This window comes from Halopseudomonas pelagia CL-AP6, assembly GCF_000410875.1.
GTDB classification, from domain to species: Bacteria; Pseudomonadota; Gammaproteobacteria; order Pseudomonadales; family Pseudomonadaceae; genus Halopseudomonas; species Halopseudomonas pelagia.
Genome location: NZ_AROI01000010.1, coordinates 41,592 through 53,761, shown reverse-complemented (window position 1 = coordinate 53,761; position 12,170 = coordinate 41,592). Strand labels below are relative to the sequence as shown.

General features: G+C 60.0%; 14 protein-coding genes. 9 read left to right on the top strand and 5 right to left on the bottom strand.

Annotated features, from left to right (window positions below; all coding sequences use genetic code 11):
* The first annotated feature begins 78 nt into the window (after positions 1-78).
* Genes K787_RS0110070 through K787_RS0110030 form a run of 9 tightly spaced genes read left to right on the top strand, consistent with a single transcriptional unit; the run spans position 79 to position 8,263 of the window.
* Positions 79-1,188, top strand: coding sequence for a BMP family ABC transporter substrate-binding protein (locus K787_RS0110070; RefSeq protein ID WP_022962678.1), 1,110 nt, complete (start codon positions 79-81; stop codon positions 1,186-1,188).
* Between the two features lie 3 nt (positions 1,189-1,191).
* The gene (locus K787_RS0110065; protein WP_022962677.1) at positions 1,192-2,304 is read left to right on the top strand and encodes an ABC transporter permease; all 1,113 of its coding nucleotides are present in this window, start codon (positions 1,192-1,194) and stop codon (positions 2,302-2,304) included.
* Positions 2,297-3,217, top strand: a complete 921-nt coding sequence (locus K787_RS0110060; RefSeq protein WP_022962676.1) for an ABC transporter permease — start codon at positions 2,297-2,299, stop codon at positions 3,215-3,217. Before K787_RS0110065 ends, K787_RS0110060 begins: the two co-directional genes overlap by 8 nt.
* An 11-nt stretch (positions 3,218-3,228) precedes the next feature.
* Entirely contained in the window at positions 3,229-4,236 is a 1,008-nt protein-coding gene (locus K787_RS0110055; RefSeq protein ID WP_022962675.1) for a formamidase, read from the top strand.
* A gap of 5 nt (positions 4,237-4,241) precedes the next feature.
* Positions 4,242-4,931, top strand: coding sequence for a biuret amidohydrolase (gene biuH / locus K787_RS0110050; protein ID WP_028614812.1), 690 nt, complete (start codon positions 4,242-4,244; stop codon positions 4,929-4,931).
* A 2-nt stretch (positions 4,932-4,933) separates the two neighbouring features.
* The gene (locus K787_RS0110045; RefSeq protein WP_022962673.1) at positions 4,934-6,469 is read left to right on the top strand and encodes an ABC transporter ATP-binding protein; all 1,536 of its coding nucleotides are present in this window, start codon (positions 4,934-4,936) and stop codon (positions 6,467-6,469) included.
* The gene (locus K787_RS0110040) at positions 6,466-7,155 is read left to right on the top strand and encodes a cysteine hydrolase family protein (RefSeq protein ID WP_022962672.1); all 690 of its coding nucleotides are present in this window, start codon (positions 6,466-6,468) and stop codon (positions 7,153-7,155) included. Before K787_RS0110045 ends, K787_RS0110040 begins: the two co-directional genes overlap by 4 nt.
* Positions 7,152-7,547 (top strand): oxalurate catabolism protein HpxZ, encoded by a 396-nt coding sequence (gene hpxZ, locus K787_RS0110035; protein ID WP_022962671.1) that lies wholly within the window; start codon positions 7,152-7,154, stop codon positions 7,545-7,547. Before K787_RS0110040 ends, hpxZ begins: the two co-directional genes overlap by 4 nt.
* Before the next feature lie 29 nt (positions 7,548-7,576).
* Positions 7,577-8,263, top strand: coding sequence for a GntR family transcriptional regulator (locus tag K787_RS0110030; protein WP_040640933.1), 687 nt, complete (start codon positions 7,577-7,579; stop codon positions 8,261-8,263).
* Between the two features lie 14 nt (positions 8,264-8,277).
* Here the strand turns inward: K787_RS0110030 and atzD are convergent, their stop codons facing one another.
* From atzD to K787_RS0110005, 5 genes are read right to left on the bottom strand one after another with little or no spacing between them, the layout of a single operon-like run.
* On the bottom strand, positions 8,278-9,372 hold the full coding sequence (atzD, locus tag K787_RS0110025; protein ID WP_022962669.1) for a cyanuric acid amidohydrolase: 1,095 nt from the start codon (positions 9,370-9,372) through the stop codon (positions 8,278-8,280).
* 35 nt (positions 9,373-9,407) lie between these two features.
* Positions 9,408-9,833: a DUF3830 family protein gene (locus K787_RS0110020; RefSeq protein WP_022962668.1), complete on the bottom strand. Its 426-nt coding sequence runs from the start codon at positions 9,831-9,833 to the stop codon at positions 9,408-9,410.
* A 37-nt stretch (positions 9,834-9,870) separates the two neighbouring features.
* On the bottom strand, positions 9,871-10,473 hold the full coding sequence (locus K787_RS0110015) for an LOG family protein (protein ID WP_022962667.1): 603 nt from the start codon (positions 10,471-10,473) through the stop codon (positions 9,871-9,873).
* A 19-nt stretch (positions 10,474-10,492) separates the two neighbouring features.
* Positions 10,493-11,254 (bottom strand): ABC transporter permease, encoded by a 762-nt coding sequence (locus K787_RS0110010; RefSeq protein WP_022962666.1) that lies wholly within the window; start codon positions 11,252-11,254, stop codon positions 10,493-10,495.
* Positions 11,251-12,135, bottom strand: coding sequence for an ABC transporter ATP-binding protein (locus tag K787_RS0110005; RefSeq protein ID WP_022962665.1), 885 nt, complete (start codon positions 12,133-12,135; stop codon positions 11,251-11,253). Before K787_RS0110005 ends, K787_RS0110010 begins: the two co-directional genes overlap by 4 nt.
* Positions 12,136-12,170: the final 35 nt, after the last annotated feature.

The following is a 12,170-nucleotide window of genomic DNA, read 5'->3' as shown; positions in this document are numbered from 1 at the left end:
AATGCTGGCACATATCCTGCTTTGCAGCATGTATACATGATTGAACACATGACTACATCAAGCTAAGGATACTCTGCCATGTCGGATCTAAATCGTCGTAAATTCCTCAAACTTGCTAGCCTTATCGGCATCACTGCGGCCATGCCGTTCAGCTTTGCCCGTGCTGCGGACAAGCCACTCGTGGTCGGTTTTGTCTATGTGGGCGCCCGGGATGACTTCGGTTACAACCAAGCTCATGCTCAGGCCGCACGCATCATCCGCAGCATGCCCAATGTCACGGTGATTGAAGAGGAGAACGTGCCGGAAACCTCCGCCGTGCAGCAGGCTATGGAGGCGATGATCCGCCAGGATGGTGCCGAACTGATCTTCGCCACCTCTTTCGGCTACTTCGACCCCCATGTCCTACGTGTGGCTCAGCGCTACCCGGATGTGCGTTTCGCACATTGCGGCGGTCTGTGGGACGAGAGCAAGCACCCAAAGAATGTTGGCAGCTTCTTCGGTTATATCGATGAGGGCCAGTACCTAAACGGCGTGGTTGCCGGGCACATGAGCAAATCCAAGCGCATCGGCTTTATTGCTGCGAAACCGGTTGCCCAGGTACTACGCAACATCAACGCCTTCACCCTCGGGGCCCGTTCGGTCGATCCGGAGATTACTACCACCGTGATCTTTACTGGTGATTGGTCGCTGCCGGTGCGTGAAGCGGAAGCCGCCAACGGTCTGATCGACCAGGGTTGTGATGTACTGACCTGCCATGTGGACGGCCCCAAGGTAATCGTCGAGACGGCCGAAAGGCGCGGCGTGATGAGCTGCGGCTACCATGCCAGCCAGGCGGCACTGGCCCCCAACGGTTACCTGACCGGTGCCGAATGGAATTGGGAAACGCCTTACCGTGCCCACGTCGAAGCGGCTCAGCAAGATCGCACCATGAATAATTTCCTGCGTGGTGGTCTGGCCGAAGGATTCGTCAAGGCCTCGGACTACGGCAGCAACGTGACTGCTGCGGCGCGCCAGCAGGCCGATGCGGTCAAGGCGTCGATGATTGCCGGTGAGTTCACCCTGTTTAAAGGACCGCTGAACGATAACAAGGGCAATGTGATACTGGCCGAAGGCGAATCACTGGGTCAGACCGATGTGGTACTGGAGCAGATGAACTATCTGGTCGAAGGCGTGCGCGGCGATATCTGACCCATGAATCCACACATTCTTGCATGCAGGTTGGCCAGGCTGGCATTGCCCGGCCTGCCTACCCTGTTGTCAATCATCAGCTCATTTGTGCTGTTTGTGCTGTTCCTGGCCTTTCAGGGCAAGCCGGCGGTGGAGGCTGTGCGGCTGGTATTTGAAGGGGCATTCGGCTCTTCCTTCGCCTGGGAGAGCACCCTGCAGCGTGCTGCGCCGTTGATGCTGACAGCGCTGTGTGTGGCGCTGCCAGCGCGCGCCGGCTTGATCATCATCGGCGGCGAAGGCGCGCTGGTACTGGGCGGGTTGGCGGCCGCAACTGTGCCTTTATGGCTCACCGGTCTGCCACCGATGGCCACGCTGATCGCCATGGGGATGGCGGCGATGTTGGTTGGCGGCTTCTGGATCGGGCTGAATGGCTGGTTGCGGCAGAAACGCGGGTTGAACGAGACCATCGGCAGCCTGTTGCTGTCCTACATCGCCATCGCACTGTTCAACCATCTGGTCGAAGGGCCGCTGCGTGATCCTTCGAGTCTGAACAAACCGTCCACCGTGGGGCTGGACTATTCGTTGATGATCGGAGTGATCAGTGAGGATTCCTTCCGCGTTCATTGGGGGCTGGTCGCCGGCATCATTGCCTGTGTGATGGCTTATGTACTTGTTCGCCACAGCGTCAAAGGCTTTGCCCTGGATGTGGTGGGTGGCAACGTGCGCACTGCGCGCATGCTGGGTCTGCCGGTCAACCGCCTGGTGATTCTGACCTGCGTGCTCGGCGGTGCGGCGGCGGGCTTGGCCGGCATGTATGAAGTCAGCGCGGTGCAAGGAAGTGCCAACGCCTCACTGATCGTCGGTTATGGCATCAGCGGCATTCTGGTGTCCTTTGCCGCTCGGCATAATCCGCTGGCCATTATCGTTTGCGCCACGCTGGTGGGTGGTATCGAAGCCAGTGGCAGTTTGCTGCAGCGCCGACTGGACCTGCCCGACGCCACCACGCTGATTCTGCAGGGCCTGCTGTTCACCAACCTGCTGGCCTGGGAAGCCCTGGTGGGGAGAATGACCCAATGGCGTATTGCACTTGAAGAACATGCCAACAAGGTCAAGGGCGTAGAGGTGCAACATGGGTGACCTGGATCTGGCAACCTTTCTGCTTGCCCTTTTGGCCGGCGCGGTGCGGGTGGGTACTCCCTTCCTGTTCGTCAGCCTGGGCGAGTGCCTGACGGAAAAAAGCGGGCGTATCAACCTGGGCCTGGAAGGCATTCTGGTGGCCGGCGCGATGACCGGTTATGCCGTGGCCTTTCTATCGGGCTCTGCCTGGACCGGCGTACTCGCGGCGGGCGGCGCCGGACTGTTGCTCGGCTTGCTACACGGCATCGTCTGCTCTCTACCGCGGGTCAACGACATTGCCTTCGGCATCGCCTTGATGCTGCTAGGCACCGGGCTGGCGTTTTTTCTGGGCAAGGCCTTTATCCAACCTCAGGCTCCGATGCTGCCGTCCATCTCGCTAGGCGCCTGGAGTGATAATCCCAGCATCCGCTCGGCACTGAACATCAACATGCTGTTTTTTATCGGCGTGGTGCTGGCGTTTTTCCTGCACTGGGGCTTGCGCAGTACTCGCTGGGGGTTGGTATTGAGGCTGGTAGGAGATCACTCGGAATCGGCCCAGGCGCTGGGCTACCGACCCCTGCGGGTGCGTGTTATGGCGACGGCAGTGGGCGGCTTTCTGGCTGGCGTTGGTGGCTCCTACTTGTCGCTCTATTACCCCGGCAGCTGGAATGAAGGGCTGTCCAGTGGGCAGGGTCTAATGGCTGTTGCGTTGGTGATCTTTGCCCGTTGGCAGCCGCTGAACTGCCTGTGGGCCTCGATGGTCTTCGGCGCTGCCGGTGCTATCGGCCCGGCTTTGCAGTCGGTAGGCATCAGCTCGGGCTACTACCTGTATAGCGCTGCACCCTACATCCTGACGATGGCGGTGATGCTCGCCACCTGCCGTCCAAACCGCACACTGACGGGAGCTCCAGGTGAGCTCAGTCTCAATCGATAGAGGTAACTGATATGGCTAGTGGATTAGGTGGGTTGAACAAATCGCCCAATGGCGTGGTGATCGGGTTGGCACAATTAACCTTGCCCGACCCGCATACCCGTAACGAACTCTGGACCCAGACACAGAAGGTCGTGGCGATGGTTGGCAAGGCACGGCGCAGCATGCCGAACATGGATCTGATCGTGTTTCCCGAGTACTCGCTGCACGGTTTGTCGATGGACACCTCGCCAGACATTATGTGCACGCTGGACGGGCCGGAAGTGGCGGCGCTGAAACAAGCCTGTATCGAGCACCGCATTTGGGGCTGCTTTTCAATCATGGAGGCCAACCCGCACGGCAATCCCTACAACAGCGGCATTGTCGTCGACGATATCGGCGAAGTCCGCCTCTACTACCGCAAGCTGCACCCCTGGGTGCCGGTCGAACCATGGGAGCCAGGCAACTTGGGCATTCCGGTCTGCGACGGTCCGCGCGGTAGCAAGCTGGCACTGATTATCTGCCATGACGGCATGTTCCCGGAAATGGCCCGCGAGTGCGCCTACAAGGGTGCGGAGATCATGATCCGCACCGCAGGCTATACCGCTCCCATTCGACATTCCTGGAAAATCACCAACCAGGTCAACTCCTTTACCAACCTGATGCAGACCGCGAGCGTATGCATGTGCGGCTCAGATGGCACCTTCGACTCCATGGGCGAAGCCATGTTCGTCGATTTCGACGGTACGCCCATGGCCGAAGGCGGTGGACGAGCAGACGAGATCGTGTCCTGCGAGCTGCGTCCGGATCTGGTCCGTGAAGCGCGCAAGCACTGGGGCGTGGAGAACAATATCTATCAATTCGGCCACCGCGGTTATGTGGCGGTCAAAGGTGGCGCGCAGGATTGCCCCTACACCTATATGCACGACCTCGCGGCCGGCCGGTACCGGCTGCCATGGGAAAGCGAGATCGTCCACACCGATGGCAGCGCCTGCGGTTTTGCCACACCCGAGCGCACTTACCACCCGGATAGCCAGGAGTGATCAACTTGAGCCAGCGTTTTCTATCTTCCGACCCCTATCCCTGGCCGTACAACGGCCAGTTGCACCCGGCCAATACTGCGCTGATCATCATCGACATGCAGACTGATTTCTGCGGTGAGGGTGGTTATGTTGACACTATGGGCTACGACCTGGCAGCGGTGCGCGCGCCGATCGAGCCGATTAGCCGCGTGCTCAATATGATGCGTGAGCAGGGCTTCCATATTATCCATACCCGCGAGGGGCATCGCCCCGATTTATCTGATCTGCCGGCGAACAAGCGCTGGCGTTCCCAGCGGATCGGTGCCGGTATCGGCGACGCAGGTCCCTGCGGCCGCATTCTGGTGCGGGGCGAGCCAGGCTGGGAGCTGATTCCAGAGCTGCAGCCGCTGGACGGCGAAGTGATCATCGACAAGCCCGGTAAGGGTTCGTTCTGCGCCACCGACCTGGAGCTGATCTTGCGCGTTCGCGGCATCGAGAACCTGATTCTGTGCGGCATTACCACCGACGTCTGCGTGCACACCACCATGCGCGAGGCGAACGATCGCGGCTTCGAGTGCCTGTTGCTGGAAGACTGCTGTGGTGCCACTGACCCAGGCAATCACCTGGCGGCGGTGCACATGGTCAAGATGCAGGGCGGCGTGTTCGGTGCGGTCTCAGACTCGACGTCGCTCGTCGAGCTGCTGAGCGAGCGTTGAGCATGCGTGCGCTCAGCCTGGAGATTATCGGCGCGAGCAAATCCTTCGGCAGCTTTCAGGCGCTGGCGGAGGTAGACCTGTCGGTGCGCGCCGGTACCGTGCATGCGCTGCTGGGGGAGAATGGCGCCGGCAAGAGCACGCTGGTAAAAGGCATTGTCGGTTATGGCCCGCTGGATGACGGCGAGTTGCTGGTCAACAACCGTCAGCAGCAAATTCGCACGCCGCGCGACTCCCATGCCTTGGGTATCGGCATGGTCTACCAGCATTTTACCGTGGCTCCGGGTCTTAGCGTGGCGGAGAACCTAGTGCTATCACGTGGTGACCTGAACTGGCGGATCAACTGGCCACTGGAGCGCAAACGGCTCAACGAATTCATGCAGCGCATGCCGTTCCGGCTGGATATCGAGCGTCCAGTCAGCTCCCTGGCCGCAGGCGAAAAGCAAAAGCTGGAAATCCTCAAGCAGCTGTATCTGGAGCGGCATCTGATTATTCTGGATGAGCCGACCTCGGTACTGACGCCCCAGGAGGCTGAGGAGGTGCTGGGCCTGATGCGTGACATGGCCCATCGCGGTGACATTTCGGTGCTGATGATTACCCACAAGTTTGCCGAGGTATCGCGCTTTGCGGACGATGTCAGCGTATTGCGCAAGGGGCGTCTAGTCGGCAGCGCTCAGGTCAGCGCTACCTCGCAAGAGGAGCTGGCCACCTGGATGATGGGTGCTTCCGAGGCGGCGGCCGAGCCAGTCCGGCAACAGCCGGTTGACCGCAGCGCTGCACCCCGATTGGAGGTGCGTGAATTGAGCGTGGCCAATGATAAGGGCACGCTGGCGGTGAGCACGCTATCGCTGGACGTACGCCCCGGCGAAATCGTCGGCATTGCCGGCATTTCCGGTAATGGTCAGCGTGAGCTAACCGAAGCGTTACTCGGGCAGCGGCAAACCGTCAGCGGAGAAATTCGCATCAGTGGCGCACGCTACAAGGCCAGCCGTGAGGAAATGCAGCGGGAGAAGGTCTTCAGTCTGCCGGAAGAACCGCTGCGCAATGCCTGTATCGCCAGCATGAGCGTGGCCGACAATCTGGCTCTGCGCAATTTCGACCAGGCGCCGCTGTGCCGCCAGGGCTGGCTGATCAATCGAAGGGCCATCCAAGCGCAGGCTGCACAACTGATCGAGCGCTTTAACGTGCGTCCGGCGGACCCGCTTCGGCCTGTCGGGACGCTGTCTGGCGGAAATGTACAGCGTACGGTATTGGCCCGGGAGCTGACCCATGACGTGCGCACGCTGATCGTTTCCAACCCGGTGTTCGGTCTGGATTTCGCCTCGGTGGCGATTATCCATCAGCGTCTGCGCGATGCCCGGGCTCAGGGGGCGGCGGTGCTGCTGCTGAGTGAGGATCTGGATGAACTGCTGGAGATGTCCGATCGCATTCTGGTGATCCATGAGGGTGAGATTAATTTCGAGGTGGCTGCCGAGCATGCAGACCGTGCCACCCTGGGCCGCTATATGGCCGGCGGTGACCACGCGGCAGGTGCGGCATGATTGCCGTGGCGGCCAAACCCGCGACATTCAGCTTCGATCCCGCGCGCACCGCGTTGGTGATCATCGACATGCAGCGCGATTTTCTCGAACCGGGTGGCTTCGGGGCCGCCTTGGGCAACGATGTCAGTCTGCTACAGGCCATTGTGCCCACGGTAGAGTCGCTGCTGGTGTTGGCTCGGGAGGAAGGCATGCTGGTAATCCATACCCGCGAGTCGCACTTGCCGGATCTGTCGGACTGTGCCGCCTCCAAGCGTACAGCGGGCGCTGCCGGACTCCGCATCGGCGATCCGGGTCCGATGGGGCGCATTCTGGTGCGCGGCGAGCCGGGCAATCAGATTATCCCTTCACTGGCGCCGATCGCCGATGAATGGGTGGTCGATAAACCGGGCAAGGGGATGTTCTACGCGACCGGCCTGGGGGACAGGCTGGTTGCGCAGGGCGTCGAGTATCTGATCTTTGCCGGCGTGACCACCGAAGTCTGCGTGCAGACCAGCATGCGGGAGGCCAATGATCGCGGCTATCGCTGCCTGCTGATCGAGGACGCTACCGAAAGTTACTTTCCCGCATTCAAGCAGGCGACGCTGGACATGATCGTAGCCCAGGGCGGGATTGTCGGGCACACCGCCACGTTGGCGGCACTGCACGATGCATTGACATACGATGCATTGAACGAGGGTAAACGATGAAAACCGATCCGCAAATCAACTTGCCCCATGTAGTCGAAGCGGTCAGATTAGCCTTTGAAGAATACGAACGGGCACTGCTGGACAATCAACTGAGCGTACTCGACGGTTATTTCTGGGACAGCGAGCAGACCGTGCGCTACGGCGTGGCAGAAAATCTCTACGGTGCACAGGCTATCGCCGCGTACCGCCGGGTATGCACCCGCGTCGGGCCTGGGCGCACGCTGCGTAATACGGTGATTTCCACTTTTGCTGAAGCCTATGCCACGGTCAGCACCGAATTCAGTGATGGCGAAACCGATCGTACTGGCCGGCAGATGCAGACCTGGGTACGTTTTACCGATGGCTGGAAAGTGGTTGCAGCGCACGTTAGTGTTGATCTCAGTACCCTTTGACAAGGCATTTTTGCCCGACAGGTGACGCCATTCCTAAGCCCCAGACCAATGCCTTGGCGCAACAGATCTACCTACGGTTGAAGCAGGAAATCTTCGACTACCAACTGTTGCCCCATGACCGCTTCAGCGAAACCGAACTGGCTGCACGCTACCAGGTCTCGCGTACGCCTGTGCGCGACGCGCTCTACCGTCTGGAACGCGAGGGGTACCTGGAGGTAGGGTTTCGTCGCGGCTGGACGGTCAAGCCATTGGACTTTGATCAGATCGACGAGCTCTACGATCTGCGTGTGGCACTGGAGAGCGTTGCGATTGAGCGCCTGTGCGGGCTGCCGGATCCGGCCAGCGCGCTGGCGGAGCTTAACCGTGTATGGATGGTGCCGCCGGAGCAGCGCGAACATGGCATGAAGCTGGTCGCCGACCTGGATGAAGCCTTTCACTGCGGACTGCTCGCGGCTGCCGGTAACCGCGAAATGATGCGTGTGCACGCCGAGGTGTGTGACCGAATACGCATTGTGCGGCGGCTGGACTTCCTCAAGAGCGCGCGAATTGAGGAAACCTATAACGAACATGCACGCATCCTGGCCGCGCTGGTTGCTCGTAAGCGGGACGAGGCGCAGATGCTGCTGCGTTCGCATATCGAGCACAGCAAAATAGAGGTGCGCAAGATTAGCCTGTCGATGCTGTCCGAGGCGCGCAACAGCGTTCAACAGGCCTGATCTCGCTGCGGTGATCAGGTGCGCACGATCAAGGCCAACGGCCCGCCACCATTGGGGCCCTGATGTTCCGCACCGCCAGATACGAACAGTTGCGTATCACCTAGACGACCTGCCAACACGCCGCCGACCAGCGCCCGCGCATGGCGCGAGCCGTTGATGTCGCTGTCGTCGCTCATTACGTGCCTATTACCGCGAATATTGCCCGAGGCCGAGGGTTCGGCCTTGACCAGCAGCCCGGCGAGACGCTCTGGAGTCAGCTCGATGCTGCCGCCGTCCGGCATGCTGGCCAACGCCCGATCAATCGCCAGCACATCCAGTGCATCGTTCATCACCGCATGGCCGATCCGGAATTCTGGATCCCAGCCAGGCGCATTGCCGAGCACCAGGACTTCGTTGCGCAGCAGTTCGATTCCGGCCGAGGTGCTGGCTCGGGTGGAGTAGAGTGACCAGTCGCGGCAAATTTGCTCATCGCTGACCGCACCGTCCGGTAAGTCGCCCAGTGCTGCCGCCACACCAAGGGCCGAGGCGCCACGCGAGTAGCCCATGGACTCGTAAGTATCGTGGCAGGCGACGCTATGGCCACGGGTCGCGGCATTGTTGATGCGTGCAGCGGTTAATAGTGGGCACTTGATCTGGACAAAATGCACATCCTCTACCCTTTGAATTCCGGCTGCCGTCATGGCCTGTAGCACCGCTTCGCGGGTCAGCGATACCTGCGCGCTGCGGCCTATTTCCTCCGGCTTGAAATCGCGGGTGAAGGCCACTCCGGCGGCCAGACCGGGCAAGCCGTCCGCCACGGAGGGGCTGTTGCTGTCGACTTCGAATACCAGCCAGTGCGGGCTTAGGCCACCCTCGGTGCCGCCGGACATGACAAAGGCAATGCGCTCGTCGACCTGCGACTCCTTTAGCTTCAGTTGCCGAGCAAAGAAGGTTTTCAACGTGCTGGTGGCGAAGGCGCGGGTAAAGTCATTTACGCAGCCGTTGCCCTCGGTCTTTCCGAGTACGGCAATGACCTGGTTGGGGTCGATCTGCTGTGCCTCAATGGCCTTGACCAGCGCGGAAGTATCATCCGGGGCGCTGGCAGGCAGCCGTGTTACGCGTGTTTTCATGGTTTTGCTACCTTGTTCAAAAAATGGCTTCGGCCTCAGGCCAATTCGAAAGTGACGTCTTGAGCGCCGTCCCACAGCGCCTTCAAACCGAGCGCCCGCAGGTTCTCGCGGCCCTCGGTAATGGTCAGGAAATGATTGCCAGCTAACGGACCAAGCTTGCTGGAAAAGCTGCAGGCGCCGTAGGCCATGATGATTTCCGTTTCGCTATAACCGCCGGGGTAGAACAGAATGTCGCCCACCGAGGGGTGGCTGGTATGGTTTTCGAAGCCCACCGGCTGGCCGGCATTGTTCAGTTGATACTCACCCAAAGGCACCCAGCAGCCTTCGCCACTCCAGCGCACATGGATGAATTTCTGCCGATAGGGTAGTAGTCGCAAAAAAGCCGCCAGGGTGTCGGGTGCGTCTGGGTGGCCTTCGGCGAGAAATTCGAAACCGCCGGCAGTGATCTTGATCGTGGTCATGCTGTTTCCTGTTGGCTAAGAGGTTCCCGATTCGGGCTCAGGAACCGGGCTGGTCTATCCACTTGGTCACGGTCGGCGCGCGCCACTCGGCCAGTTGGTCCAATAACTGGCCCGGGTCGGATTCGATGATGATCATCTCGGCGTGCTCAACCTTCATGAAGCCTTCCTGCTGGGCGTGGCCGAGAAGAGCGCGTAAGGGCTCAAAAAACTGCCGTACGTTTAAGCAGGCAAAAGCCTTGCTGTGATCACCGAGCTGGGTCAGCGTGGCCACCTCGAACAATTCTTCCAATGTGCCGAGTCCGCCAGGCAGCGCGATAAAGGCATCAGCCAAATCGCTCATGCGTGCCTTGCGCATACGCATGTTCTCGGCAACTTCATGGCCGCTGAGCCCGGGATGCAGATGCCCCCGGTCGAATAGGCGCTGATTGATCACACCAATCACTTCGCCGCCCTGGGCGAGGGCAGCGTCGGCCACCACGCCCATCAGACCTTTGGTCGTGCCGCCGTAGACCAGCGTTATACCGCGTCGGGCGATTTCGCTGCCCAGCGCTCTGGCCTGTTCGGTGTACTCAGGTGACCCGCCAAAATTGGAGCCGGAGAACACGGCAATACTGCGCAGCGGTGTAGTTGAATTCTGCATTACGAAGCTCCCTGGCTGCTTAGCGTTGAGTCCAGCGGGTAAAGTGGTTTTCCACCAGTGCGGAGATGGAGTAGAGCGCTACACCCATAGCCGCCAGAATGAACAAGCCGGCAAACACCAGAGGTACATCGAAGTTGCCGCTGGCGATCATCATGACGTTGCCGATGCCCTTGTTAGAGGCGATGGTTTCCGCCAGCACGGTGCCGATAAACGCCGAGGTCAGCGCGATTTTCAGTGAGGCAAACAGATAGGGCATGGTGCGTGGCAGGCCCACGTTCCAGAGGATGTCGCGCTTCTTCGCGCCCAGTACGCGCAGCACGTCCTCCAGTTCCGGCTCTGTGGTGGCCAGGCCGGTGGCTACATTGACCACCACCGGGAAGATGCCGATAACCATGGAAGTAAGAATGGCCGGAATAGTACCGGAGCCGAACCAGACAACAAAGATGGGTACTACCGCGACCTTGGGAATGCTCGAAAAACCCACCAGTAGCGGGTAGGCGATATCGTAGGCGATACGTGAAGAACCGATGATTACGCCAATGAACAGTCCGATGACCACCCCCAGGAAGAAGCCGATCAAGGTTGTCATCAGCGTCTGCTGAGCGTGCGGCCAGAGGATCGGCATCTTGTCGATCAATACCGCCGCAATCTGGCTGGGCACCGGCAGTACTAGTTCGGAAACACCGAATACCCGGCAGATCAGCTCCCACGCCAGAAAGAAGAAGACCATGGCGGAGAACGACAACATATTGCGTCGAAAACGCGACATTTCATGGTTCATAGCGAAGCCTCCTTGATACGCGGTGTCGCCGCTGGGGTTGTGGCCGCGGGCGTGGTCGTATCGGCGTCTGAGCGCGCATGGGCGATGCTCATGCGCAACTCCTGTACCAGCGTGGTAAAGCTTTGTTCATAGCTGGATTCCAGCGTACGCGGGCGGGCGAACTCAACGCTTTGATCCTGAATGATGCGACCGGGGCGTGAACTCATGACACAGATACGGTTGGCCAGGTAGGCCGATTCGCGCAGATCGTGGGTGACCAGCAATACCGTGGGGCGTTTGGCCATCCACAGTGCCTGCATGGTGTCCCAGAGCTCCTCGCGGGTAAATTGGTCCAGCGCGCCGAAGGGTTCATCCAGCAGTAGAATGTCCGGCTCGTGCACCAGGGCACGGCACAGCGAGGCGCGCTGTAGCATCCCGCCGGACAGCTCCCACGGGCGTTTCCCGCCAAAACCGGCGAGGCCGACCTGTTCCAGCAACGCTTCAGCCCGTTCGCGAAACTCGCCATTTTTCTTGCGTCGATAGTCCTGACGGAAGGGCTCAACGATCTTCAGCGGGATCATCACGTTGTCCAGAATGCTCAGCCACGGCAGCATGGTGGGATTCTGAAACGCCAAGCCCAGCCTTTTGGCATGGCTGCCGATGGCGCCCACCTCACGACCGCCGACAATAGCAGCGCCTTCGGTAGGCTCCAGTAGGCCGGCAACCAGTTTGAGAATGGTTGACTTGCCGCAGCCACTCGGACCGACCAGGGCAACAAAATCGCCTTTGTCGATGTGCAGACGGGTCTTGTCCAGTGCGACCATATCGCCGCCGTAGCGCACCGTCACATTAGACAGCTCAATTACCGTATTCGAGGTGCGTGCTGATTTGCCTTCAAGCATGGGCGGTACTCCTCATGGCCTGTCTTCGCTGAATT